The 24248-nt window shown below is 68.4% G+C and carries 27 protein-coding genes and 2 pseudogenes; 13 read left to right on the top strand and 16 right to left on the bottom strand.

The window, feature by feature from the left end; genetic code table 11:
• The first annotated feature begins 190 nt into the window (after positions 1 to 190).
• Both CVUC_RS11755 and CVUC_RS11750 read left to right on the top strand, forming a co-directional pair.
• Positions 191 to 586, top strand: a complete 396-nt coding sequence (locus tag CVUC_RS11755; protein ID WP_096032323.1) for a WapI family immunity protein — start codon at positions 191 to 193, stop codon at positions 584 to 586.
• Positions 587 to 594: 8 nt separating this feature from the next.
• On the top strand, positions 595 to 732 hold the full coding sequence (locus CVUC_RS11750) for a hypothetical protein (protein WP_233279808.1): 138 nt from the start codon (positions 595 to 597) through the stop codon (positions 730 to 732).
• A 16-nt stretch (positions 733 to 748) separates the two neighbouring features.
• Here the strand turns inward: CVUC_RS11750 and CVUC_RS11745 are convergent, their stop codons facing one another.
• The 5 genes from CVUC_RS11745 to CVUC_RS11725 form a co-directional block, all read right to left on the bottom strand.
• Positions 749 to 1258, bottom strand: a complete 510-nt coding sequence (locus tag CVUC_RS11745; RefSeq protein WP_010918254.1) for a F0F1 ATP synthase subunit B — start codon at positions 1256 to 1258, stop codon at positions 749 to 751.
• A 10-nt stretch (positions 1259 to 1268) separates the two neighbouring features.
• Entirely contained in the window at positions 1269 to 1805 is a 537-nt protein-coding gene (locus CVUC_RS11740; protein WP_096032324.1) for a hypothetical protein, read from the bottom strand.
• 126 nt (positions 1806 to 1931) lie between these two features.
• Positions 1932 to 2156: a F0F1 ATP synthase subunit C gene (locus CVUC_RS11735; RefSeq protein WP_004615714.1), complete on the bottom strand. Its 225-nt coding sequence runs from the start codon at positions 2154 to 2156 to the stop codon at positions 1932 to 1934.
• 49 nt (positions 2157 to 2205) lie between these two features.
• Entirely contained in the window at positions 2206 to 2967 is a 762-nt protein-coding gene (locus tag CVUC_RS11730; RefSeq protein ID WP_010918256.1) for a F0F1 ATP synthase subunit A, read from the bottom strand.
• A gap of 5 nt (positions 2968 to 2972) precedes the next feature.
• Positions 2973 to 3353, bottom strand: a complete 381-nt coding sequence (locus tag CVUC_RS11725) for an AtpZ/AtpI family protein (RefSeq protein WP_096032325.1) — start codon at positions 3351 to 3353, stop codon at positions 2973 to 2975.
• 421 nt (positions 3354 to 3774) lie between these two features.
• Between CVUC_RS11725 and CVUC_RS11715 the strand changes: the two genes are divergently transcribed.
• The 3 genes and pseudogenes from CVUC_RS11715 to CVUC_RS11710 all read left to right on the top strand — a co-directional run bounded on the left by CVUC_RS11715 (position 3775) and on the right by CVUC_RS11710 (position 5194).
• Positions 3775 to 4164, top strand: a complete 390-nt coding sequence (locus CVUC_RS11715; protein WP_010918259.1) for a DUF6481 family protein — start codon at positions 3775 to 3777, stop codon at positions 4162 to 4164.
• Positions 4165 to 4207: 43 nt separating this feature from the next.
• Positions 4208 to 4369 (top strand): annotated as a pseudogene (locus CVUC_RS20445) (hypothetical protein); the annotation flags it as partial.
• A gap of 45 nt (positions 4370 to 4414) precedes the next feature.
• The gene (locus tag CVUC_RS11710; RefSeq protein WP_096032327.1) at positions 4415 to 5194 is read left to right on the top strand and encodes a TSUP family transporter; all 780 of its coding nucleotides are present in this window, start codon (positions 4415 to 4417) and stop codon (positions 5192 to 5194) included.
• A gap of 114 nt (positions 5195 to 5308) precedes the next feature.
• On the opposite strand, the gene smc is transcribed toward CVUC_RS11710, so the two are convergent.
• From smc to CVUC_RS11690, 4 genes are all read right to left on the bottom strand, one after another.
• Positions 5309 to 8752, bottom strand: coding sequence for a chromosome segregation protein SMC (gene smc / locus CVUC_RS11705; protein ID WP_096032328.1), 3444 nt, complete (start codon positions 8750 to 8752; stop codon positions 5309 to 5311).
• A gap of 21 nt (positions 8753 to 8773) precedes the next feature.
• Positions 8774 to 9382: a thioredoxin domain-containing protein gene (locus tag CVUC_RS11700; RefSeq protein ID WP_010918262.1), complete on the bottom strand. Its 609-nt coding sequence runs from the start codon at positions 9380 to 9382 to the stop codon at positions 8774 to 8776.
• Positions 9382 to 9996 carry a DsbA family protein gene (locus CVUC_RS11695; protein WP_010918263.1) on the bottom strand — a complete coding sequence of 205 codons (615 nt, stop codon included), beginning with the start codon at positions 9994 to 9996 and terminating at the stop codon, positions 9382 to 9384. Before CVUC_RS11695 ends, CVUC_RS11700 begins: the two co-directional genes overlap by 1 nt.
• A 238-nt stretch (positions 9997 to 10234) precedes the next feature.
• On the bottom strand, positions 10235 to 10774 hold the full coding sequence (locus CVUC_RS11690) for a DUF721 domain-containing protein (RefSeq protein WP_010918264.1): 540 nt from the start codon (positions 10772 to 10774) through the stop codon (positions 10235 to 10237).
• 47 nt (positions 10775 to 10821) lie between these two features.
• Between CVUC_RS11690 and mutY the strand changes: the two genes are divergently transcribed.
• Entirely contained in the window at positions 10822 to 11871 is a 1050-nt protein-coding gene (mutY, locus tag CVUC_RS11685) for an A/G-specific adenine glycosylase (protein WP_096032329.1), read from the top strand.
• A gap of 121 nt (positions 11872 to 11992) precedes the next feature.
• Here mutY and ccrM read toward each other — a convergent pair whose 3' ends face one another.
• Both ccrM and CVUC_RS11675 read right to left on the bottom strand, forming a co-directional pair.
• A complete protein-coding gene (gene ccrM / locus CVUC_RS11680; RefSeq protein WP_096032330.1) occupies positions 11993 to 13069 on the bottom strand; it encodes an adenine-specific DNA-methyltransferase CcrM in 1077 nt (358 codons plus the stop codon).
• A 138-nt stretch (positions 13070 to 13207) separates the two neighbouring features.
• On the bottom strand, positions 13208 to 13843 hold the full coding sequence (locus CVUC_RS11675) for a ribonuclease HII (protein ID WP_096032331.1): 636 nt from the start codon (positions 13841 to 13843) through the stop codon (positions 13208 to 13210).
• An 86-nt stretch (positions 13844 to 13929) separates the two neighbouring features.
• On the opposite strand from CVUC_RS11675, the gene CVUC_RS11670 reads away from it, so the two are divergent.
• Together CVUC_RS11670 and CVUC_RS11665 are read left to right on the top strand one after the other, a co-directional pair.
• Positions 13930 to 14835: a glycoside hydrolase family 16 protein gene (locus CVUC_RS11670; RefSeq protein ID WP_096032332.1), complete on the top strand. Its 906-nt coding sequence runs from the start codon at positions 13930 to 13932 to the stop codon at positions 14833 to 14835.
• A gap of 47 nt (positions 14836 to 14882) precedes the next feature.
• Positions 14883 to 16217, top strand: a complete 1335-nt coding sequence (locus tag CVUC_RS11665) for an MFS transporter (protein ID WP_096032333.1) — start codon at positions 14883 to 14885, stop codon at positions 16215 to 16217.
• Here the strand turns inward: CVUC_RS11665 and CVUC_RS11660 are convergent.
• Complete coding sequence (locus tag CVUC_RS11660) at positions 16214 to 16801, bottom strand: DNA-3-methyladenine glycosylase I (protein ID WP_096032334.1); 588 nt, start codon at positions 16799 to 16801, stop codon at positions 16214 to 16216. The two genes, CVUC_RS11665 and CVUC_RS11660, sit on opposite strands and share 4 nt — an antisense overlap.
• Before the next feature lie 129 nt (positions 16802 to 16930).
• On the opposite strand from CVUC_RS11660, the gene CVUC_RS11655 reads away from it, so the two are divergent.
• Positions 16931 to 17353, top strand: coding sequence for a hypothetical protein (locus CVUC_RS11655; protein WP_164468048.1), 423 nt, complete (start codon positions 16931 to 16933; stop codon positions 17351 to 17353).
• 123 nt (positions 17354 to 17476) lie between these two features.
• Here the strand turns inward: CVUC_RS11655 and CVUC_RS11650 are convergent, their stop codons facing one another.
• Together CVUC_RS11650 and CVUC_RS11645 are read right to left on the bottom strand one after the other, a co-directional pair.
• Positions 17477 to 18358 carry an alpha/beta fold hydrolase gene (locus CVUC_RS11650; RefSeq protein ID WP_096032336.1) on the bottom strand — a complete coding sequence of 294 codons (882 nt, stop codon included), beginning with the start codon at positions 18356 to 18358 and terminating at the stop codon, positions 17477 to 17479.
• Between the two features lie 97 nt (positions 18359 to 18455).
• Complete coding sequence (locus CVUC_RS11645) at positions 18456 to 19247, bottom strand: YgfZ/GcvT domain-containing protein (protein WP_096032337.1); 792 nt, start codon at positions 19245 to 19247, stop codon at positions 18456 to 18458.
• A gap of 103 nt (positions 19248 to 19350) precedes the next feature.
• Between CVUC_RS11645 and CVUC_RS11640 the strand changes: the two genes are divergently transcribed.
• The 4 genes and pseudogenes from CVUC_RS11640 to CVUC_RS11625 form a co-directional block, all read left to right on the top strand.
• Positions 19351 to 20565, top strand: a complete 1215-nt coding sequence (locus CVUC_RS11640) for a glycosyltransferase family 9 protein (RefSeq protein WP_096032338.1) — start codon at positions 19351 to 19353, stop codon at positions 20563 to 20565.
• Entirely contained in the window at positions 20562 to 21119 is a 558-nt protein-coding gene (locus tag CVUC_RS11635; protein ID WP_096032339.1) for a hypothetical protein, read from the top strand. The genes CVUC_RS11640 and CVUC_RS11635 overlap by 4 nt, the downstream gene beginning before the upstream one ends.
• An 80-nt stretch (positions 21120 to 21199) precedes the next feature.
• Positions 21200 to 22534: a dihydroorotase gene (locus CVUC_RS11630; protein WP_096032340.1), complete on the top strand. Its 1335-nt coding sequence runs from the start codon at positions 21200 to 21202 to the stop codon at positions 22532 to 22534.
• A 4-nt stretch (positions 22535 to 22538) separates the two neighbouring features.
• Positions 22539 to 22653 (top strand): annotated as a pseudogene (locus CVUC_RS11625) (hypothetical protein); the annotation flags it as partial.
• Between the two features lie 20 nt (positions 22654 to 22673).
• Here the strand turns inward: CVUC_RS11625 and CVUC_RS11620 are convergent.
• Positions 22674 to 23900 carry an RNA polymerase sigma factor gene (locus tag CVUC_RS11620; protein WP_096032341.1) on the bottom strand — a complete coding sequence of 409 codons (1227 nt, stop codon included), beginning with the start codon at positions 23898 to 23900 and terminating at the stop codon, positions 22674 to 22676.
• Positions 23897 to 24247, bottom strand: coding sequence for a YciI family protein (locus tag CVUC_RS11615; protein WP_024265538.1), 351 nt, complete (start codon positions 24245 to 24247; stop codon positions 23897 to 23899). The genes CVUC_RS11620 and CVUC_RS11615 overlap by 4 nt, the downstream gene beginning before the upstream one ends.
• Position 24248 lies beyond the last annotated feature (1 nt).

Below are 24248 nucleotides of genomic sequence, written 5' to 3'. Positions count from 1 at the left end.
TCCCTCTCCCCTTGAGGGAGAGGGTGGCCGCCGAAGGCGGTCGGGTGAGGGGTCGCGCTCCGCTATCCTGAGATGCCCTTCAACCCCTCATCCGTCAGCTTCGCTGACACCTTCTCCCGCAAGGGGAGAAGGAAAACTAGGTCCGCAATCCACCCATTGTGGACATTGCGGCAGCGCTTAAGCTGGGCACATGGATGTTATCCTCGCCACCCACACGGATAATCCGTTTCTCGCGATGACGAACATCGAGCGCTACGCGGATGCTTCCGGCTATGGATGCAACCTCACAGTTCGCTCAGCTTGGCTTTCAGCAGTCTATCCGTTCCATTTCGAGCCCTATCCCTTAGCTGAGTTTATCGCGGCGCTGCGCGAACTGGATCGCACCCTCAAAGGGCAGGCAACTCTCAAGCCGATGTGGGAAGACCACTACCTACGCTTCGAAGGCGATGGCATAGGTCGTGTTCGTGTCAGTGGTTTGCTGTTTGATTGTGGCGGGAATGACCAACAAGTGCGCTTCAGTTTTGAGGTGGATCAGACCTGCCTTGCGAGATTCGTCGCTGACCTAACCTCTGCGAGTTTGCCCTAGCCACCTCAATCCTCGGGCCTACTTCCGCCACCCACCCATCGTCCACGTTCGCGATGTCCGCGGTCCGAAAGCCATCGCTCCGCCCCAACGCACCGCCCAAGAGAAAGGGCGCGGACCTTGCGATCCGCGCCCTTCGTCTTGTCTAGCCGATGAGGCCTGCTGCTACTGCAGCTTGGCGCCCATCTGGCCGATCGCGGCGTCCACCAGGGTATCGCCCTTGGCGCCCGCCAGACGGGCGGCCAGGACGGTTTCGGCGGCTTGGGCGGCGAGATCCACCGCAGCGGCCTTCACGTCGGCGGCGGCTTGCGCCTCGGCCTGGGCGATCTTGCGCTCAGCCATTTCGGCGCGGCGCTTGATCTGCTCCTCGAGCTTTTCCTTGGCTTCCTCGGCCAGACGCTTGGCGTCGGCCTTGGCGGCTTCCAGCATGGCGGCGGCCTGACGCTCGGCGTCCTCGCGCTGGGCCTTCACGTCCGCGAGCAGGGCCTGGGCCTCTTCCCGCAGTTGCTGGGCTTCGTCGAGCTCGGCCTTGATCTTGGCGGCGTAGCCGTCCAGAGCGCCGAACAGCGCGCCGGGCAGGACCTTCAGAACGACCAGCAGGCCGAAGAAGATCACCAGAGCGGCCAGAACCCAGAACTCCGGGTTGCTGAAGCTGAACAGGGATTGGTGTTCCATTGTCAGCTCCTTAGGCCAGAGCCGACTTCAGCTCGGCGGCCGAGGCCGCCTTGCCCGTCAGCTTCTCGACGATCGCGCCGGCCGTCTCCTCGGCCACCACGCGGACCTGGCTCATGGCCTGGTCACGAGCGGTCTGGATCGAAGCCTCGGCCGCGGCCAGCTTCTCGGCCAGCACGGCCTCTTCCTTGGCCTGACGCTCGGCGGCTTCGGCCGAAGCCTTGGCCTTGGCGTCCGCAGCGGTCTTCTGGGCCTTGGCGCGAGCCTCGGCGACTTCCGCCGCTGCGGCGCGAGCCTGGGCTTCAGCCTCGTCCTTCATGCGACGGGCGTCGGCGATGTCGCCGGCGATCTTGGCGCCGCGCTCGTCGATCGCGCCGCTGACCCGGGGCAGCAGGCCCTTGGACAGCACCGCATAGAGAACGGCGAAGATGATGAGCAGCCAGACGATCTGACCACCCCAGTGCTCGAACTGCAGCTGCGGAAGGCCGCCGCTTTCGTGCTTCTGGGGGGCTTCCGTCGTCTCGGTCGTGCCGTGATGTTCCGTCGCCATGGGCGAGGGCGCCTCTCAGCTAGTGCGCTTGGAGCGGACCGTGTTCCGGCCCGCTCCAGGAAGCGCGAGAAAACAAAAGCATGGGGCGCGTCGCTTCCGGTGAAGCGCCGCGCCCCAGGGATCGGATTACGAGAACAGGATCAGGAAGGCGATAACCAGGGCGAAGATGCCCAGGGCTTCCGTCAGAGCCATGCCCAGGAAGAGCATCGGGCGCTCTTGAGCGGCGGCGGTCGGGTTACGCAGAGCGCCTTGGAAGTAGTTGCCGAACATCACGCCCAGGCCAACGCCCGCGCCGATCATGCCGAGCATCGCCAGACCAGCGCCGATGTACTTAGCAGCAGCAGCGTCCATGATTGAGACTCCTTAGGAAGGGTATGTAGGTTGAAAGACTAAAGGTTGATCAGTGGCTGTCGAGGTGCACGACGTCGTTGATGTAGACGCAGGCAAGCACCGCGAACACGAAGGCCTGCAGGAAGGCCACCATGAACTCGAGGGCCGTCAGGGCGACGACCGAGGTCAGGGCCAGGGCCGCACCGGCCCAGCCCAGCACGCCGAGACCGCCCAGGGCGACCACGAAACCGGCGAAGATCTTCAGCACCACGTGACCGCCCAGCATGTTGCCGAACAGACGCAGGCCAAGGGTGATCGGGCGGATCAGGAACGACAGGATCTCGATCGGCACGAGCAGGAAATACAGCGGCCACGGCACGCCCGACGGGGCGAACAGCTTGAAGAACTTGAGGCCGTTCTTGGCGAAGCCGACGGCGACCACGGTCAGGATGACCATCAGGCCCAGCGTCAGGGTCACGGCCAGCTGCGAGGTGGCGGTGAACACCAGGAACATGCCCTGGACGTTCATGAACAGCACGAACGCGAAGAGCGTGAAGATGAAGGGCAGGAACTTCTTGCCGTCGTGGCCGATGATCGACTCTGCAAGTCCATCGACCAGTCCGTAGAGCATCTCGCCGACGGACTGCAGGCGGCCCGGGACCACGGCCTTCTTCGCCGACAGGGCGTAGAAGCCGATGATCAGCAGCGCGGCCGACATCATGGCGGCCACGGAGTTCGTGATCGACAGGTCGATGGCGCCGAGGCCAGGAACGGTCACGGTGGGCAGTTCCACGATCTTCTGGATCTGGAACTGGTGCATCGGATCGGCCATCGGCCCTAGTCTCTCTTCTGCTTGGGGGCGGTAGACCCGCCTCCCGTGTCTTCGTCGGCGTTCCCGGTGGGGGACGGCGCCGACGCCTGCGCGCTCAGTTTCATCGCCTTGCGGACGATGGAGAAAATCGCGAGCCCCAGACCGATCAGCAGGCCGCCGATCATGCCCCAGGGGCTCGTGTGGGCGTAGTGATCGAGCAGCCAGCCGAAGCCGACCCCCACCAGTACGCCCCCGATCAAGTCCGCCAGCAGACGGTAGCCGTCCTGCGTGGCCTTTTCGGACGTCGCCTTGGAGGGCTTCTCCGCCGCCTTCTTCGCCTCAAATGCGGCGAGCCGAGCGTCCAGGCTTTCGATAGCCTTGTCGTTCGGTTCGTCGGCCTTGGGCATGGGAAGCGGCAGGTCCGAAAACGCCGAGGACGCGCCAAAACGAGGCGCTTTTCCGGCCGGCTTGATCGGCGCGGAACCTATAGAGCTCGCTGCGGTGCGTCAAGGTGAGCGATTTTCGCGACAAGTGACGGTATTACTTAAGGATTTCGGCGCTGAGCCCATTGAGGGGCAAAACCGTCCCCTGATCGTATGCTCGAAGGCCCGCCTGTTGCCGTCGCGCACCCCCGCCCGACCCACGTTTTGGGGGAGCGCAGCGCTGTTTGATCGCCCCGCCCTAACAAATCCGGGTCTGAGGCCCCAGGTGCTGTGTGCTCTTTATGCGTCGCCCCCCATAGGCACGGGGCGTCGGAGTCCGATGACGCATTGATTTTTCCGTCAATCTGGGCTTAAGAGCCGCCGCCTCCAAACAACACGAAGATTCATGTCGCACCTGAAGAACACCGGATTCGCCGATCGTATTTCCGCCCAACAGGAAGCCAAGAAGGCCATGTTGGCCAAGTTCAAGGCCAAGCCGACGGTCCAGGATCCCGATTTCGACAAGCGCGAAGAGCAACGCGCCGCCGAACTTGAGGCTGTCCGCGCCGCCCGCGCCGAAGCCAAGGAAAAGGCCCGCCTCGAAGCCCTGGCTCGCCAGGAAGAGCAGATGGCCGTCAAGCGCGCCGAGCGTAAGGAGCGCAAGGCCATCGAAGCCGCCGAGCAGCGCATGCGCAAGGAAGAGAAGGCCAAGGAGCGTGACGAACTGCGCGCCCTGGGCAAGCCGGCCAACAGCAAGGCCTCCCGCGCCCACCAGTGGGCCAGCCTGCTGGGCTAAAGACGACAAGGGGTCCTTTTGGGGCCCCTTTTTCTTTGCGCCCGTGGCCCTTGATCGTGATGCCGTCGCTGGCGCCGTCCTCGCCCTTCGACAAGCTCAGGGTGAGGACGATTGCCAGCCTCGGTTGGCGCAAAATCCTCATCCTGAGCTTGTCGAAGGACGAGGATTTCCAGCCGGGCCTGCGCCCACTCTGAGCATCACCGCAGCCTTTTTCTTTGCGCCCGTGGCCGAACGGGATCATGAGCCCTTCATGGTCTCACTGGACATCCTGGCCAGCCTCTTCGTCGTCGCCGCTCTGGCGGGGGCGCTGGACGCCATTGCGGGCGGCGGCGGGCTGGTCACCTTGCCCGCGCTGCTGCTGGCCGGGCTGTCGCCCGTTCAGGCCCTGGGCACCAACAAGCTGCAGGGTGCGATCAGCTCCCTGTCCTCGACCAGCGCCTTCGCCAGGCGCGGCCTGATCGACTGGAGGACGGCCCTGCCCGTCGCCGGCGCATCGGCCCTGGCGGGCCTTGGCGGCGCCCTGTGCGCCAGCCTTCTGTCTCCCGAGTTTCTGCGCGCCGTCGTGCCGCTGATGCTGATCGCCATCGCCCTCTATTTCGGCCTCTCACGCGCCATCAAGGCCGAGGACGTCACCCCGCGCATGGCCCTCATCCCGTTCGCCTGTTTCGTCGCGCCCCTGATCGGCTTCTATGACGGGATCTTCGGACCCGGGGCCGGCGCCTTCTACATGGTCGCCATCGTCACCCTGCTGGGCTACGGCGCGCTGAAGGCCACCGCTCACACCAAGCTGGCCAACGCCGCCAGCAACCTGGGCAGCCTTGTGCTGTTCACGCTGAAAGGCGCGGTCGTCTGGCCCGTGGGCCTGGTCATGGCCGCCGGCGCGTTCATCGGGGCGCAGGTCGGCTCGCGCCTGGCCATGCGCTTTGGACCCAAGCTGATCCGGCCGCTGCTGGTGGTGATCTCGTGCGCCATGGCCGTGAAGCTGCTGGCCGATCCGGCCAATCCGCTGCGGATGGCGCTGGGGTTCTAAATCCTCCCCCAAGCGGGGGAGGTGGCCCGAAGGGCCGGAGGGGGAAGTTGTCCTGGCCCGGTCTTTCCCCTCTCCGTCGGCTGCGCCGACACCTCTCCCACGGGGAGAGGATTTTTAAGCCGCCACCAGTTTCTCCGCCGTGCTCAGGTCCACGCTGACCAGTTGGCTGACGCCGCGCTCGGCCATGGTCACGCCGAACAGCCGGTCCATGCGGCTCATGGTCACCGGGTTGTGGGTGATGGCGATGAAGCGCGTCTGGGTGCGGCGGCGCATCTCGTCCAGCATGTTGCAGTAGCGGTCGACATTGGCGTCATCGAGCGGCGCGTCGACTTCGTCCAGCACGCAGATCGGGGCCGGATTGGCCAGGAACACGCCGAAGATCAGGGCGCTGGCCGTCAGGGCCTGCTCGCCGCCGCTCATCAGGCTCATGCTGGCCATGCGCTTGCCGGGCGGGCAGGCGAAGATCTCCAGCCCCGCTTCCAGAGGGTCATCGCTCTCGATCAGCTTCAACTCTGCCTGGCCGCCGCCGAAGAGGGCCTGGAAGAGGGTCTGGAAGTTGGCGTTGATCACGTCGAACGCGGCCAAGAGCCGTTCGCGTCCCTCGGCGTTCAGCTCCTCGATCCCGGCCCGCAGCTTGGTCACCGCGCCCGAGAGGTCAGCGCGTTCGCTGCGCATGGTCTCCAGGCGGCCGGCGTATTCCTGGGCCTCCTCCTCGGCGCGCAAGTTGACCGGACCGATGGCGTCGCGCTCGCGTTCCAGGGCGAACAGGTGGGCCTCGACCCCGGCGGCGTCCTTGGGCACGGCCACGGCCTCGCCGGCGACATGGCGGCCCAGTTCCTCGGGCTCCATGCGCGCCTGTTCGCGGATGGCCGAGGCGACCTCGGCGAAGCGCTGACGGGCGCCGTCCAGGTGCGCAACCAGGGCTGCGCGCTTCTCGCGCGCCTCGCCGGCGGCCTGCTCGGCGGCGCGCGCCGCGCGGTCGGCGTTCAGCCGTGTGGTCTCGGCGGTCTCCAGGGCGTCGCTGGCCTTAGCCCGACGCGCCTCGGCGGCGGCGAATTCGTCGAGCAGCGCCACCAGCTTTTCCTGCAGGGCGGCCGGCGCCTCGCGCGCGGCTTCCAGGGCAGCGGCGGCCTTGACGCGATCGCCCTCCAACGACTCCGCCCGCTTTGCGGCGGCCTCGGCGCGCTTGCTCCAGTCGGCGCGATCGCGTTCGAGACTCTCCAAGCGGCGCTGACGGCCGGCGCGCTCGCGGGTCTCGACATCCAGGGCGGTGCGCGCCGCGCCGGCGGCCTCGCGCGCCTGGGCGGCGGCCTGCCGCGCCTCGGCCAACTGAGGTTGCAGGTCGCCCGAGGTCTGGGCGGCGGCGTGGGCCTCGCGGGCCTCACCCAAGGCGGCGTCGGCCTCGACCTTCTCGGCCTCGAAGCGGCCGATGGTGTCGTCCAGAGACTGGGCGCGGGCGGCGCGCAGGGCCTGTTCGCGCTCGAACTTGGCGACCTGCTCGCGCGCCTGGGTCAAGAGGCGCTCGGCGTCGGGCGGGCCCCGGCGTTTGTCGCGCAGCAGGTCCTCGGCCGCGCGCAGGCGATCGGCGGCGGCCTTCAGGGCGATGGTGGTGGCTTCGGCGCGCGGCGCCATGACGTCGATCTCGGCCTCGACCTCGGCCAGGCGCGTGCGCTGCTCCAGCCGCACGGCGGCGGGGCGGGGCGCGTCGGCGCGGGCCACGAAGCCGTCCCAGCGCCAAAGGTCGCCGTCTTTCGAGACCAGGCGCATGCCCGGCTTCAGCTCCTTTTGCAGCCAGTCGCCGTTGGCGCGGGTGACCACGGCCACGTGCGACAGGCGGGCGGCCAGGGCCGGCGGGGCCTTGACCAGCGGCGCCAGGGGCTCGGCGCCTTCCGGCCACACCGGCGCAGGAGCCTCGGCGCCGCCCCAGTAAGAGGGGGCCTTCGGATCGAGCGCCGCATCGAGATCATCGCCCAAGGCCGCAGCCAGGGCCGCGCCATAGCCCTTGTCGGGCGAGACGCTGTCCAGCGCCGGGGCGTGGCCGCTCTTGCTGCGCGGCGCGGTCAGCTGCGCCAGACCCCGCGCTTCGGTGCGCAGGCGGCCCAGCTGGTCCTCGACGCTGCGGGCCAGCTGACGGGCCTGGGCCTCCTGTTCGGCCGCTTTCACGCGCGCGGTCTCGGCTTCTTCCAGGGCGGCGCGGGCGGCGGCCAGAGCGGCCTCGGCGTTGGCGAAGCGCTGGCGGGCGTCGGCGGCGGCCGGGTCGACCTCGGGGCCGACAGCGGCGCGCTCGGCGCGGGCCTGCTCAAGCGCGCGGTTGGTGCGGTTGGCGCGCGCTTCGGCCTCGGACAGGCGCGCGGCGGCGGCGCGGCCTTGGGCTTCTTCGGCGGCGACGCGGGCGGCCAGCTGTTCGACAGCGGCCTCGGCGGCGGCGCGGGCCTCTTCGGCCGCCTTGGCGGCGGCGGCCAGCTCTGGACCGCGCTCGGGCGCGGCGGCGACCAGGGCGCGGACCTCCTCCAGCTCAGGCTCGATCCGCGCGAGGGCGGCGGCGGCGTCGTCCTTGGCTTGCGCCTCGCGGGCCCGGTCGGCGTCGATGCGGGAAAGGTCGTTGGACAGGCGCTCGAACTCGGCGGCGGCGGCCTCGGCCTCGCGCTCGGCGCGGTCCTTCTGGATCGCCAGCTGGCCCAGGATCGCCTGGGCGATGGTGGCCTCTTCGCGCAGCGGCGGCATGGCGGCTTCGGCCTCGGTGATCGCCACCTGGGCCGCGGCGCTGGCGCGGGCGGTCTCCTCGACCAGACGCGCGGCGGCCGTGGCCTCGCTGGTGGTGCGCTCCAGGTGGTCGCGGGCCTCGGTCCAGCGGGCGTAGAGCACCGCGCCCTGCACGGCCCGGATCTCGGACGACAGGCGCTTGTACTTCTCGGCCTGCCTTGCCTCGCGACGAAGCCGGTTCAGCGCGGTCTCCAGCTCGCGGGCCACGTCCTCCAGACGCGAGAGATTGGTCTCGGCCGCGCGCAGGCGCAGTTCGGCCTCGTGGCGGCGGGTATGCAGGCCTGAGACCCCGGCCGCCTCTTCCAGGATCCGGCGGCGGTTCTGCGGCTTGGCGCCGATCAGCTCGCTGATCTGGCCCTGGCGCACCAGGGCCGGCGAGTTGGCGCCCGTTGAGGCGTCAGCGAACAGGAGCTGAACGTCGCGCGCCCGCACCTCGCGGCCGTTGATCCTGTAGGTGGAGCCCTCGCCCCGATCGATGCGACGGACCACTTCCAGGATCGGGTCGTCGTTGAACTGGGCCGGCGCCGTGCGGTCGGCGTTGTCGATCGTCAGGGTGACGTCGGCGTGGTTGCGGGCGGGGCGTGCGCCGCTGCCGGCGAAGATCACGTCGTCCATGCCGCCGGCGCGCATGGCCTTGGCGGAGTTGGCGCCCATCACCCAGCGCAAGGCTTCCAAAAGGTTGGACTTGCCGCAGCCGTTCGGGCCGACAATGCCGGTCAGCCCCGGCTCGATCCGGAACTCCGTCGGCTCGACGAAGGACTTGAAGCCCGACAGGCGGAGGCGCTGGAACTGCACGGAGGCGGTCCCTTCCGATCCCTAGCCCTTCGCCGCCAGGGCGAAGATCTTCGACAGGGCGGCGAGGTCGGCCTCGCCCTCATAGGGCGCGCCGTTGACGAAGAAGGTGGGCGTCACCTCGACCTGATCCTCGCCGATCGCGCGGCGGAAGCGGGTGTTGACCCCGTCCAGCGCCTTGGTGTCGTTCATGGCCGTGGTGAACTGGGCCTCGGTCAGACCGTATTGCTGGGCGATCGCCTGCAGGCCTTCCCACAGGCGGCCGCTCTCGAAGATGGTCTCCCGCTTCTGGAAGACGGTCGTGAGGACCTCGAAATACTTGCCGGGCACGCGCCGGGCCAGCAGAAAGCCGGCGGCGGCGAACTCGTTGGGCGGCGTCAGAAACTCGCGGAAAACGAGGCGCACCTTGCCGGTGTCGATGAACGTCTTGCGGATCGCCGGCAGCTCGGTGGTCCACCAGTGGGCGCAGTGACCGCAGCTGGGTGAGGCGTAGACCACGAACTGGACGGGCGCGGTGGCCGCGCCCAGCACCATGTCGCCGGGCGCGGGCGGCAAGGACCGGGCGCGAGCGACCGATGGCCCCGCCGTGAGGGCGAGGCCGCTGGCGATCAGGATGCGCCGGTCCAGGGTCATTACTTCGAAGCTTCCGCGATCGCGGCGTCCAGCTGGGCCAGCGTCTGCTCGCCGCCCTCTTCGCCGCCCAGGCGCTTGCCGTTGACCTCGAAGGTCGGCGTGCCGCGGATGTTGTTGTCGGTCATCATCTTCTCGATGCGCTCGGCCGACTTGGCGGCGTTCTCATCGCTGAGGCAGCTGTTGAACTGAGCTTCGTTCATGCCGGCGGCCTGGGCGATGGTCAGCAGCTCGCCGCGGATGTCGCCGCTGGTGAAGATGTTGGTCTGGGCGCGGTACAGGGCTTCGGTGACCTGGAAGTACTTATCCTTGCCGGCGCAGCGGGCCAGCATCGCGCCGGCGTTGGCCAGGCGCGGCTCGCCGGTCAGGGCGTCGCGGTGGACGTACTTGACCTTGCCGGTGTCGATGTACTTGGCCTTGAAGGCCGGGAACACTTCGGCGTTCCAGGTCGCGCAATGCGGGCAGGCGACCGAGGCGTACTCGATGACCGTGACCTTGGCGTTCGGATCGCCCAGGACCATGTCCTCGGCCGTGACCTCGGCGCTCTTGGGCGAACAGGCCGCGAGGCTGGCCGCGAGGGCGGCGACGATGGTGACTCGGCTGAGCAGCGAACGCATGAATGGGCCCCTTGGCGGTCGATTGGGAAGTTAAACGCGATTCTCGTTAGAGCCTTCCGCTTCAAAACGGAATCGTTTTGAAGCGATAAGAAGGCTCGAAATCATAGAGTTAGAGCGTGAATAGCACCGAAACCGGTTCCCACTTTCGGCGTCACGCTCTAGGCGGCGAAAAAGGCGCAACCGTGACCAGCGTCATGAGCGTGAGCGGGCCCGCCTTGTCAATGGTCCGATCCCGTCTCTAGCGCTCCGAAGACAGGACCCCGCGACCCAGCTTCAGCAGGGCCTGTTTGAGCGCGCCGTCGGGCTGTTCGGCCAGGCTGTCGGCCAGTTGCTTTTCCAGCGCCGCGTCGAGCGGCGGCTTGCGGCGCAGGCGCGTGGACGGCGCGGCGGCGGGCGCCTTGACCGGGCCCTGCACGATCCGCAGGCGGGTGACCACGCCCTTGCCCAGCAGCATATCGAGCCTGGCGGTGATCTGCGGCGCCTGATGCTGGATCAGCGACGCGACCGGCCCGTCGACCCGCAACTCCAGGGCCCCGCCTTCGCCGTTGCGGCCCTTGATGATGCGGACCGGCTCGGTGCGCCGCGCCAGGGTGTCGCCGACGATCTCCTTCCAGCGGGCCTGCAGCGCGGCGGGACCCTTGCCGAAGCGGTCTTCCAGGTCCTTCAGCAGGGGCGCGAGGTTCTTGCCGGCCGGCGGCGGCGGACGGCGCTGTGGCTTAGTCCGCTTGCTGCGCAGGATCGCGATGGCTTCTTCCGGCGTGGGCAGGGGGCGACGCATGCGAGGAAACTAGCATGGGGCCGTCGGTTCGCGGTAGGCGAAGGGCCATGAAAGACCGCGACGCTCTCCGCTCGGCCCTGCTGGCCTGGTACGACGCCCAGGCGCGTGATCTGGCCTGGCGCGTCGGACCCACTGAGCGCCGTGCGGGCGTGCGCAGCGATCCCTACCGCGTCTGGCTGTCGGAGGTGATGCTGCAGCAGACCACGGTGCCCCACGCCACGCCCTATTTCCTGAGCTTCACCCAGCGCTGGCCGACGGTCTTAGACCTCGCGGCCGTGGAGGACGGCGACCTGATGGCCGCCTGGGCGGGGCTTGGCTACTACGCCCGCGCCCGCAACCTCTTGGCCTGTGCGCGCGCGGTGGCCAACGATCACGGCGGCGTCTTTCCGGGCACCGAAGAGGGTCTGCGCGCTCTGCCGGGCGTGGGGGCCTACACCGCCGCCGCCGTGGCCGCGATCGCATTCGACCGCGCCGCCAATGTCGTCGACGGCAATGTCGAGCGGGTGATGTCGCGGCTGTTCGCTGTGGAGGCGCCGATGCCCGACAGCAAGCCCGAGTTGAAGGCCCTGGCCGGCGACCTCGTCACCGACGAGCGCCCCGGCGACTGGGCCCAGGCGCTGATGGATCTGGGCGCGACCGTCTGTAAGCCGAAGGGCCCGCTGTGCGACCGCTGCCCGGTCTCGCTCTGGTGCGCGGCCTATCTGGGCGGCGCGCCCGAGACCTATCCGAGGAAGACCAGGAAGGCGGATCGTCCGCGCAGGCACGGCGTGGCCTATGTGCTGACGCGCGGTGATGAGGTCGCTCTGGTCCGCCGTCCGCCGAAGGGCTTGCTGGGCGGGATGCTGGGGCTGCCGACGTCGGACTGGCGCACCGCGTCCTATGACGACGCCGAGGCGGTGGCCGCCGCGCCGCTCGCCGCCGCCTGGCGCGACCTGGGCGCGGTCGAGCACGTGTTCACGCACTTCTCGCTGACCTTGCGGGTGTTCGCGGCTGACGGCGCCAATGACGGCGACTTCGTCTGGACGCCGCGCGAAGGCTTGGGGGCTTTGCCCAGCGTGTTCCTGAAGGCGGCTATGGCGGCGCAGCGGCTGCTCTGAACGACCCTGCGTCCTTCGAGGCCCGCTGTCGCGGGCGCCTCAGGATGAGGAATTCACGAGCAATCCACCGTCCTCATCCTGAGGTGCGAGCTGTAGGCGAGCCTCGAAGGACGCAGGGCCCTCAGTTCATCCCCGCCCGCACCTGCGCTCGCAGCACATCAATCGGCGCCAGACCCGCGTCGGTCTTGAAGTGCCAGTAGGTCCAGCCGTTGCAGGCCGGCGCGCTCTGAACGAGAGCCCCGATCTTGTGGATCGAACCCGACAGGTCGCCGACCGTGATCGAGCCGTCGGGGCGCACCTTGGCCACGTGCGTACCCTTGCTGCAGTAAAGCGTGTCGCCCGGCGACAGTAGGCCGGCCTCGACGATGGTGCCGAACGGCACGCGCGGCTCGGCGCGCTTGGAGCCCATCACTTCAAGGTCTTCCGGCGCGATCGGCACGACCTTGGCGATACGGGCCTTGGCGTGCTCGAGATATTCGGCCTCGCGCTCGATGCCGATGAACTTGCGGCCCAGGCGCTTGGCGGCCGCGCCAGTGGTGCCGACGCCGAAGAACGGATCCAGGATCACGTCGCCCGGCTTCGTCGTCGACAGGATGACGCGGTAGAGCAGGGCCTCGGGCTTCTGGGTCGGGTGGGCTTTCTGGCCGTCGGCGCCCTTGATGCGCTCCTCGCCGGTGCACAGCGGGATGGTCCAGTCCGAGCGCATCTGCACCTCGTCATTGGCCATCTTCAGGGCGTCGTAATTGAAGGTGTAGCGCTTGGCGTTCTGGCTCTTGGAGGCCCAGATCAGGGTCTCGTGAGCGTTGGCGAAGCGGGTGCCCTTGAAGTTGGGCATCGGGTTGGACTTGCGCCAGACGATGTCGTTGAGGATCCAGAAGCCCAGGTCCTGCACGGCCACGCCGACGCGGAAGATGTTGTGATAGCTGCCGATCACCCAGATCGCGCCGTCGTCCTTCAGAACGCGGCGGGCGGCCTTCAGCCACTCGCGGGTGAACTTGTCGTAGGCGGCGAAGCTCTCGAACTGGTCCCAGTGGTCGTCGACCGCGTCGACCTTGGAATTGTCGGGACGCAGGAGGTCCCCGCCCAACTGCAGGTTATAGGGCGGATCGGCGAAGATCAGGTCGACCGACTTCTCGGGCAGGGCGTTCATCTGCTCGATGCAGTCGCCGTGGATGATGGTTTCCGGCCCGAACTTCATGGTCCCACGTCCTCAAGAAAGAGAGCGGAATCATGAGTCTTCCTGGTAAATCCGGTGTTGAGAGACGTGGTTAGCGGGCCGTTAACCACGGCCTTTCAGCCACTTTTGAGTCTTATCGGACTCAAAAGCTGAAGACGATCAAAGGTCTAGCTCGCCGTTCACTGCCGCCGCCGCCAGAGCCGCCTTCACCGGGGCCCAGCCCAGGCGATGGATCGGCGAGGGGCCCAGGCGCCGCAGCCCCTCCACATGGATCGGCGCGTGGTAGCCCTTGTGGCCGGCGAAGCCGTAGCCAGGATAGAGCGCGTCGGCCTCGATCATGATCCGGTCGCGGGCCTCCTTGGCCAGGATCGAGGCCGCGGCGATCGAGCACGACAGCGAGTCGCCCTTGATCACCGTCTTGACCGGGCAGGGCAGCTTGAAGGCGTAGTTGCCGTCGACCAAAGCGAAGGCGGGCGTCACCGCCAGCCCCTCGACCGCGCGCCGCATGGCCAGGCCTGCGGCGTGCAGGATGTTGAGCTGGGCGATCTCCTCAATGGAGGCCAGGCCCACGCACCACGAAATGGCGACGGCCTTGATCTCTTCCTCCAGGGCCGCGCGGGCCTTGGCCGAGAGCTTCTTGGAGTCGTTCAGGCCCTTGGGGATGCGGTCGGGATCCAGGATCACCGCGCCGGCGCTCACCGGCCCGGCCCATGGGCCGCGCCCGGCCTCGTCCACCCCGCAGACAGGGGCCTGTCCGCAGGCCAGCTCCAGCGTCATGTCGGGTCCGGGCGGCATGGCGGCTGTTTAGGCCGGTTCGGCGCCAATGGGAATCAGCAAGGGCGCGGCTGGAGCGGTCCGGCTGATGCCGTTAGGGTTCTCCTATGTCACGCCCTCTCGCCGTCCTTGCCGTATGCTCGGTCCTGCTGGCCGCCGGACCCGTCCATGCCCGGGACGATTGGAAGCTCGTCTGGTCCGACGAGTTCAATGGGACCGCGCTGGACGAGACCAAATGGACGCCCGCAATCGACTGCGGCGGCGGTGGCAATGACGAGCGGCAATGCTACGCCGACAGTCCCGAGACCCTGTCGGTCCAGGACGGCGCGCTGCGCCTGACAGTGATCAAGCGCAAGACGTGGGGGGTAGCCAATCCCTGGGCCGGACCGACGGGGCCGCTGAAGACCGGCGACTACGCCTCGGGCAAGATCGTCACCCAGGGCAAGTTCAGCTGGCGCTATGGCCGCGTCGAGGCGCGGGCGCGGGTTCCGGGCGGGCAGGGCGTCTGGCCGGCGATCTGGATGATGCCCGAGCTGTCGACCTATGGCGGTTGGCCAAGGTCCGGCGAAATCGACATTCTGGAAACCGTCAATCTGGGCGCGCCTTGCCCGCCGGTGGGCGAGGCCTGCGCGGACGGGCGCGAGAACCGCGTGTTCGGCACGATCCACTTCGCGGGCGACGCGACCGGCGCCCACAAGCAGGTCAGCGCCAGCACGCCCCTGCCGGCCTCGCCCGACGGCTTCCATGTCTATGCGGTCGAATGGTCGCCCGAGGCGATCGTCTGGTTCCTGGATGGCCGGGAGTACGCCCGCGCCAAGCCGCAAGACTGGAAGCGGGACGACCAGCCGGCGAGCGCCGCGCCGTTCGACCAGCCCTTCCACCTGATCATCAACCTGGCCTTCGGTGGCCGCTGGCCCGAGAGCGTCAACGCCAAGGGGATCGACGAGGCCGCGCTGCCGGCGACGATGGAGGTGGACTGGGTGCGGGTCAGCCAACTGGCGTCACAAGACTAGCGCTCGTTGCCTCCGGCGCCGGCGACTGGCAGGGTCCGGGCCTCGCCGTGGAGACGCGCTTCGTGACCCCGTTCCATCACCTGCTGGTCAACAATCTGGTCGCGAACATCACCAACTTCACGATCTGGTTCGCCCTGACCTTCTATGTCTATCTGGAGACCAAGTCGGTGTTCGCGACGGGCATGATCGCGGGCGTCTATCTGGTGCTGACGGCGGCCTGCGGCATCTGGTTCGGCAGCCTCGTCGACCACCATCGCAAAAAGCTGGCCATGGCAGGGTCGAGCCTCGCGTCGCTGCTGCTGTACGCCCTGGCCCTGGCCGTGCTGCTGCTGGCGCCCAAGGGCGCCATCGCCGATGTCGCGCGGCCGTGGCTCTGGGCGCTGATCGGACTTTCGATGCTGGGCGTCATCGCCGGCAATATCCGCACCATAGCCCTGCCCACGCTCGTGACGCTGCTGATCCCCGAGGATCGCCGCGACAAGGCCAATGGCCTGGTCGGCATGGTCAGCGGTGTCGGCTTCCTGACCACCTCGGTGATCAGCGGCTTCCTGGTGGCCTGGGGCGGCATGCTCGCCGCCCTCACCTTCGCTCTGGGCTTTACGGTCGCCGCCCTGGTCCACCTGCTGACCGTTCCCGTCGATGAGCCGCGCGTCGAGGCGGAACATGGCGCGCCGGTCGCGCCCCGGCGGATCGACCTGGCCGGCACGATCAAGGTCGTGGCCGCCGTGCCCGGTCTCTTCGCCCTGATCCTGTTTGCGACCTTCAACAACTTCCTAGGCGGCATCTTCATGGCCCTGCTGGACGCCTATGGCCTGTCGATGGTGTCGGTGCAGGCCTGGGGTCTGCTATTCGGCTTCCTGTCGGTGGCCTTCATCATCAGCGGCCTGGCGATCAGCAAGACAGGGCTGGGGAAGAACCCCTTGCGCACCCTGCTGCTGGTCAATCTGATCTCTTGGGCGGTGTGCTGCGTCTTCCCGCTGAAGTCGTCGATCGTGATGCTGGCGATGGGCTGTTTTGTCTGGATGCTGCTGGGGCCCTACGCCGAGGCCGCCGAGCAGACCACCTTGCAGAAGGTGGTGCCGTTCGAGCGCCAGGGCCGGGTGTTCGGCTTCGCCCAGTCGGTGGAGCAGGCCGCCTCACCGCTGACCGCGTTCCTGATCGGGCCGCTGACCCAGTTCATCGTCATCCCGTTCATGACCCACGGCGCCGGCGCGGCCGCCATCGGCGACTGGTTCGGCCGAGGCCCGGACCGGGGCATGGCGCTGGTGTTCACCCTGGCCGGCGTGGTCGGGCTTATCGTCACCCTGCTGGCCTTCGGCTCCAAGGCCTACAGGCAGCTATCGGCGGCCTATGCCCAGGGCGAACCCGCCCCTGCGGCTTAGTGGCGGCCTAGCGCCTTGCAGTCCTCGTGCCGGAAGCAGGTGACCAGGTGGTCGTTGACCAGCCCGGTGGCCTGCATGAAGGCGTAGACGATCACCGGTCCGCAGAACTTGAAGCCCTTGGCCTTCAGCGCCTTGGACATCTCGACCGCCAGGGGCGTCTGGGCCGGGACCTGGCCCGCCTCCCACTGGTTCTGGATCGGTGCGCCGCCGACCATGTCCCACAGGAACTGGCCGAAGTCCTCACCCCGCTCGCGCATGTCGAGATAGAGGCGCGCGCCGGCGATGGTGGCGTCGATCTTGCCGTTCGAGCGGATGATGCCGGCGTCCGCCATCAGCCGGGCGCGATCGGCCTCATCGAAGCGGGCGACCTTCTCGGGATCGAAATTGGCGAAGGCGGCGCGGAAGGCTTCGCGCTTGCGCAGGATGGTGATCCAGGAAAGGCCCGCCTGGAAACCGTCCAAGACAAGCTTTTCCCAGAGCGCGCGGCTGTCCCACTCGGGCACGCCCCACTCGGTGTCGTGATAGGCCTCGTAGAACGGGTCTCCGTTCATGCCTTTCCAGGTGCAGCGGGCGATGTCGTTCATGCGGCGAAGCTGGCAGAAACTTCGCAGGCTGCCTAGAACTTTTCAGGAACATAAGGCTTGAGGCGACGGATTTCCGGATCTTGCGCGTGGAGTCTGGCGAGGGACGTTAGAGACGAGGAAAACGCGCCGATGAAGCGCCTGAAGACCTTCGCCATGCTGGCCTTGGCGACGACCGCCCTGGCCACGACGCCGGCCCTGGCCCTGCACAGGGATCGCGACCACAACCCGCCGGGGCCTCGCGGTGGTCCCGGAACCAACTGGGAGAATCCGCCGGGCTGGCGGGGCGGACCGGGCGTCTCGCCCGATCGCCGCTACTATCGCTGGAACGGCCAGCGGGTCGAGTTCCGCTATCGCGACGGCTACTATTACAACCACGTCTACGGCTACTATCACCCGGGCTTTGGCTGGTGGAACCAGGCCGGCAAGTGCTGGTTCGACAACGACCGCAACCCGCCCGGTCCGGGCGGGGGTTCCGGCACGAACTGGGAGAACCCGCCCGGTTGGCGCGGCGGCCCGGGGGCGTCCCCGGACCGCTACGGCCGCTGCCGCTAGAGCCTGTCTGGTTTAGATGGAACCATCTAAACCAGATAAACAGGCTCTAAAATCAAACATTTAGAGCCCTTTAGCTTTAGATGATTCCATCTAAAGCTAAAGGGCTCTAGCAACGGCTTTAGATCAGCTGGCCAGGAAGCTCTCGACCTCGGCCATGAACTTGGCCGGCTGATCGATCATGATGAAGTGGGCGGCGTCGTCGATACGCACCACCTTGGCGCCCTTCAGCGGGCCATAGGCGCCCTGATACCAGCCGCTGAACATCGCCGCCGGCGCCGGCATGCTGCTGTTCCAGGCCCAGACCACGGTGGTCGGCGCTGTGATCTTGGCCAGTTCGGGCGTCAGGTCGGTGGTCAGCAGCTCTTCCATGGCCCGTCCGGCGACCTGCCGGTCGCTGTCGAGCGAGTGCTTGACGATGGCGGCGCGCGCGGACTCGGTGCGGACCATGCCGACCATCACCTGCTCCTGCATCGCCTTGAAGGCCTCGGCCGGCGCGTCGGCGATCTGGGCGCGGAAGCCGGCGGCGCGCTGGGCGACCGACTCCGGCGACTGGCCGGGCCCGAAATAGGCCACCGCCAGGTTCGGGAACATGTCGACGACCATCAGCTTGCCCACCAGGCCGGGGCTGCGCGCGGCCAGCATCATGCCGATCGTGCCGCCCATCGAGTGGCCCATCACAGCCGGCGACTTCAGGCCCTTAGCCTGGATGTAGCCCGCCAGGCCTTCAGCCACGCCCGCGGCGACCTTGCCGTCTGCGTTGCCGGCGGTAGGCGCGCCTGCGAACCCGGCGACGTGGACGAGGTGGACGCGGTAGCGGCCCTCCAGCGCCTGGGCGGTCGACTCCCAGATTTCCGGCGACGACGACAGGCCGGGGATCAGGATGACGTCGGGGCCCTTGCCGCGAACCTTGACGGAGAAGCGATCGGCGCTGGCGGCCAGAACCGGTCCGGCCATGGCGGTCACGGCCAGCAGCGCGCCCGCGCCGAGAATTTTGCGACGATTCATGTTTCCATTGCCCCCTAAAGCGATCGCGGTCGCGGACTACGGCGACCATCGTTCTCAAGTCTCTGCCCCGAAATGGGGACGCCCGCAACCGTAGGTCTCAGGCCACCCAGTCCGGTCGCTCGACGCGGACCGGACGTCCTTCGACGGTCAGCGCCGCGCCGTCGATCCGGTCCAGGCGCAGCAGCGCCATGGCCTGGCCGTCGCGGCCGCTCAGCACCTCACCGGCGCGCAGCTCGCCGGCCAGCACCTCGGCGCCGAAGGGGGGCGGCGGGCCGTCGAAGGTGATCGGCAGCATGCGGTTCTTGATCGTGCCGCGCCGCTTCATGCGGCTGGTGGTCTCCTGGCCGACAAAGCAGCCCTTCTTGAAGTCGATCCCCGCCAGGAGGTCGAAATTGGCCTCGATCGGATAGGTCGCCTCGCTGCCCCAGTCGGTGGGGCCGGGAACGCCCAGGGCCAGGCGATGAGCTTCATAGACGTCTTCGTCGGCGTTGGTCGCCCGGTCGTCATAGGCGCGGGCGCCCAGGGCCGGCAGGCGAGGATCGGCGTACAGGCCCTCGCCCGACGTCGCGCCGCCAAACACCGCGATCACCGGACGATCGCTGGCGACCAGCTCCACCTTGGCTCGCAAGCGGTACATCGAAAGGCGCGTCAGGATGGCCTCGCGGTGCGCCGCCGCCACGTCCAGCAGGGCGCCGTCCTGGGTTCCGGCGACGAACAGGTCATAGAGCAGCTTGCCCTGCGGGGTCAGCAGGCCCGCAAAGCGCAGCTCGCCGACGGCCAGGGTCGCGACGTCCTGGGTCAGCAGGCCCTGCAGGAAGCTTCGCCAGTCCGGGCCGGACACGGCGATGACGGCGCGGGAGGCGAGGCGGGCGAGGCAAGGTGCGGTCATGAGGGCACATGTGGCGCCGTGTCGCGGGCGACGCCAGTCCTTGAGGTAACTCAAGTGTTAACGTGGGGTGCGCCGACTCACCGACCGGCCTATAGGTGTACCGATGACACAGAGGGCCTTTCCGATCCTTTTCATCACGGCGACGCGTATCGGTGACGCGGTGCTGTCGTCCGGCCTGATCAAGATGCTGGCCGACCAGATCCCCAACGCGCGCTTCACCATCGTCGCCGGCCCGCTGGCCGCGCCGCTCTTCGCCCATGTCCCCGGTCTGGACCGGGTGATCGTGATGGAGAAGGCCAAGGGCAAGGGCCACTGGTTCAAGCTCTGGCGCCAGGTGCGCCACAAGAAGTGGAGCCTGATCGTCGATCTCCGCGGTTCGGCCACGGCGCTGTTCCTGCGTCGTGACAAGCGCGCCATCTGGAAGAAGATCCCGGGCGAGGTCGTCCACAAGGTGGTGGACGCGGCCCGCACGCTGAAGCTCGAGGGCGATCCGCCGCCGCCTTATCTCTACATCACGCCCGAGGTGCAGGCCCTGGCGGACGAACTGCTGGGCCTGACCGAGGGCGGCGAGACCGGACCGATCCTGGCCGTGGGCCCGGCGGCCAACTGGATCGGCAAGGTCTGGCCGATCGAGCGCTTCACCCAGACCGCCGCCCAGCTGCTGGACAAGGACGGCCCGATAGCCGGCGGCCGGCTGCTGATCCTGGGCGGTCCGGAAGACACCCGCATGGTCGAGGAACTGCGCATGGCCTCGGCGCGCGGGCGCACCATCGACCTGACCGGCAAGGTGGATCTGCTCACCGCCTATGCCTGCCTGAAGCGCGCCAGCCTGTTCATCGGCAACGACTCGGGCCTGATGCACATCGCCGCCGCCGCCGGCACGCCGACGGTCGGGCTGTTCGGTCCCTCCGACGAGCGCCGCTATGCGCCGTGGGGCGAGCACGCTGTGGCGGTGCGCGGGCCAAGGTCGTTCGATCAGTTCCTGACCATCGATCCCGAGCTCTCCCAGGCGATCCGCCACATGAGCGATCTTCCGGTGACTACGGTGTTCAAGGCCGCCAAGGATCTGCTGGCCAAGGTGTCTGGGACCGTCCCGCCGATTGTGTCCGATGCCGTTTCGGAAGCCGAAATCGTCGGATCGACGCCCCCAGCCGAGCCTGAGGTCATGGCCCAGACCACCGTCGACCCGATCGAGGCGGCGCCCACCGACGCGCTCAGCGACCCTGCCGATGAGGGCGAGGCAAAGCGCCCGATCGAGGACGCGGTTGAGCCGCTCAAGACCCAACGCCGCGCAGCGCGGCCGAGGAAAGCCCGATGAAGGCCGTCGTCGCTCTTTGTGCGCTGATCGTCCTGGCGCCGGGCGCAGCCTTCGCCGGGGCGCCGGGTGAGCAGTTCTTCGAGCGCCTGAGCGCGCTGTGCGGCAAGACCTTCGTGGGTCAGGTCGCCGCCGGCGATGCGGCCGACGAGGCGTTCCGCAAGGCCGAGCTGGTGATGACCGTGGCGCACTGTGACGCGCGGCAGATCCGCATCCCGTTCCGGGTCGGCGAGGATCGCTCGCGGACCTGGATCATCACCCGTCTCGACGACGGCCGCCTGCGCCTCAAGCACGACCATCGACACCCCGACGGCGTCGAGGATGAGCTGTCGCGCTATGGCGGCGACACCGTCGCGCCGGGGTCAGCGGACTTGCAGCGCTTCCCGGTCGATGAGGAGTCCAAGGCCCTGTTCACGCGGCTGAACCGGACGGTCTCGAACACCAATGTTTGGGCGTTGGGGCTCACCGACGGCCAGTTCACCTACGAGCTCTCGCGCCCTAACCGGCTGTTCCGCGTCGCCTTCGACCTGACGCGTCCGGCGCCCTCCGGGCCCTGAGACGCGTCGGCCGTCACGAAACGGTTGCCTCTCGAACAGGTCGGCCCTAGATGCCTTGAACCCCTCCGAGGAGCCGTCCGATGACCCAGACCTTCGACCTGATCGTGCGTGGCGGCGAGGTGGTGAACCACGCCGGCCGGGACTTCACCGACATCGGCGTGCGCGGCGGCAAGATCGTTGCGGTCGGCGACCTCTCTCAGGCCAGCGCCGGCGAGGTGTTCGACGCCACTGGCCTGACCGTGCTGCCCGGCGTCATCGACAGCCAGGTGCACTTCCGCGAACCGGGTCTGGAGTGGAAGGAAGATCTCGAGAGCGGTTCGCGCGGCGCGGCCCTGGGCGGTGTCACGGCCGTCTTCGAGATGCCCAACACCGAGCCGACCACCACCGACCCGGACGCCTTGGCCGACAAGCTCTCGCGGGCCAAGAACCGGATGCACACCGACCACGCCTTCTATGTCGGCGGCACCCACGAGAACGCGACCTTCCTGGGCGAACTGGAACGGCTTCCGGGGTGCTGCGGCATCAAGGTGTTCATGGGCGCCTCGACCGGCTCTCTGCTCGTCCAGGACGACGAGGGCGTCGAGAACGTGCTGCGCCACGTCAACCGCCGCGCCGCCTTCCACTCCGAGGATGAATACCGCCTGGCCGAGCGCCGCAGCCTGGCCCGTCCCGGCGACTGGACCAGCCACCCGGAGGTGCGCGACGCCCAGGCCGCCCTGCAGTCGACCCACCGCCTGGTCCGCATCGCCAAGGGCCTGGGCAAGCGCATCCACGTGCTGCACGTCACCACCAAGGAAGAGATCGACTTCCTGGCCCAGAACAAGGACGTCGCCAGCGTCGAGGTCACGCCCCAGCACCTGACCCTGGTCGCCCCCGAGGCCTATGAGCGCCTGAAGGGCTTTGCGCAGATGAACCCGCCGATCCGCGAGGCCGACCATGTGGCCGGCATCTGGCGCGGGATCGACACCGGCGTCGCCGACGTGATCGGCTCCGACCACGCGCCGCACACCCGCGAGGAAAAGGCCCGTCCCTATCCGGCCTCGCCCTCGGGCATGCCGGGCGTCCAGACCCTGGTGCCGATCATGCTGACCCACGTCGTCGACGGCAAGCTCACCCTGGAGCGCTTCGTCGATCTGACCAGCCACGGCGTGAACCGCATCTTCGGCCTGGCCGACAAGGGTCGTATCGCCGAGGGCTTCGACGCCGATTTCACCATCGTCGACATGAAGGCCCGTCGGGTCATCACCCACGACTGGATGGCCACCCGCTCGGGCTGGACGCCGTTCGACGGCTTCGAGGCCAAGGCCTGGCCGGTGGCGACGATCGTGCGCGGCATCGTGGTGATGCGCGACGACGAGATCATCGCCGAAGGCAAGGGCGAGCCGGTGCGGTTCCTGGAAACGCTGGCGGGGTAGGGGACGCCCCCTCCGTCGCGCTGCGTATCCGCATCGCGCCACCTCCCCCGTTTCACGGGTGAGGAAGACACGACCGCCCTCCTGCCCCGCTTGCGGGGGAGGTGGCGCGCCGTCGATAGACGGCGTGACGGAGGGGGCGCTAGTCGGCGCTTGCCATAAAGCTCCGCCTCCGGATCAACCAACGCCGCTCCGCTTCGCCCGGCGCCATCTCCAGCGCCCGGTCATAGGCGTTTGACGCCTCCTCAACGCGTCCCAGCCGCGCCAGCAGGTCGGCCTTGACCGCATGATACGGCTGGAACGCGTCCAGCCGCCCCGCGTCCAGCGCCTCGACCTCGGCCAGGGCCGCCGCCGGCCCTGCGACCTCCGCCAGAACGACGGCGCGGTTGAGGCGGACGAAGGGGTCATACCCCGCGTCCAGAAGCAGATCGTACAGCGCCAGCAGCGTCTCCCAAGGCGGCGGTTCGGCGAGGGATCGCCGCAGCGCCCAGGCCCCGTGCAACGCGGCCCTCAGTTGACGCGGTCCTGGACGGTTCAGCTGCGCGGCGCGGCGTAGCAGCGCGTCCCCGTCAGCGATCAGCGCGCGGTTCCAGCGCTTCGGGTCCTGGTCGGCCAGAGGGACCATGGCGCCGTCCACGTCCAGCCGGGCCGGCCGCCGCGCCTCGGCGAACCGCACCAGGGCGGCGAAGGCGAGGGCTTCCGGCTCGCTCGGCGCCAGGTCCGCCAGCACGGCGGTCAGGTCCAGCATCTCGCGGGCGTAGCCGGCGTGCGGGCCCGAGCCCGCGGCGTCCTCGTGCGCGCGAGCGTAGGCGACCTCCAGCGTCGAAAGCACCGCCGCCATCCGTTCGGGCCAGGCCTCCGGGCCGGGAACCTCGAACGACACGCCCGCCTCCGCGATCTTCTTCTTGGCGCGGGTGAGGCGCTGGAACATGGCCGGTTCAGCGACCAGAAAGGCGCGGGCGATCTCGGCGACCGACAGACCGCAGACCAGGCGCAAGGTCAGGGCCGCGCGGGACTCCGGCGCGACGGCGGGGTGGCAGCAGACAAAGATCAGGCGCAGCCGCTCGTCCGGGATGAGCCGGTCGTCGGAGGTCAGCGCATCCTCAGCCGAGGGCTGCGGCGCGGGCGGTTCAGGAGCGCTTCGACACCGAACATTCCGTCTACGGATCATATCCAGCGCGCAGCGTCGCGCGGTGGCGTAAAGCCAGGCCGCCGGATCCAGAGGCGGCGCGGCGGGCCATACCGCCGCCGCCCGCGCGCAGGCCTCGGCATAGGCCTCTTCGGCCAGGTCCAGGTCGCGGAAGGCGGCGGCCAGGGCGGCGACGATCCTGCCGCCGTCCCGCCGCGCCGTTTGATCGAGAGGGCTCAATCTTCGTCGATAATGGGGCGCACCTCGACCGCGCCGTCGCCGGCGAAGGGGATACGCTTGGCGATGGCCAGGGCTGCGTCGAGGTCCGGGACATCGATCACGTAGAAGCCGCCCAACTGTTCACGCGCCTCGGCATAGGGGCCGTCATGCAGGGTCTCGGCGCCGCGTGACTTGCGCAGGGTGGTGGCGGTGTCCGACGACTTCAGGCCCTGGCCGCCGCGCAGCACGCCCTGCTGGGCCAGGTCGGCGGCGAAGGCGTTATGGGCCGCGATGATCGCCTCCAGGCTCATGGCGCCCTCTTCGGCGTAGACCGCTTCGTTCTCGTACAGCAGCAGGGCGTATTGCATG

This window comes from Caulobacter vibrioides (genome assembly GCF_002858865.1).
In the GTDB taxonomy this organism is placed as follows: Bacteria; Pseudomonadota; Alphaproteobacteria; order Caulobacterales; family Caulobacteraceae; genus Caulobacter; species Caulobacter vibrioides.
Note: the sequence above shows the minus strand (reverse complement) of the source record. Positions and strands in the feature narration are given on the sequence as shown.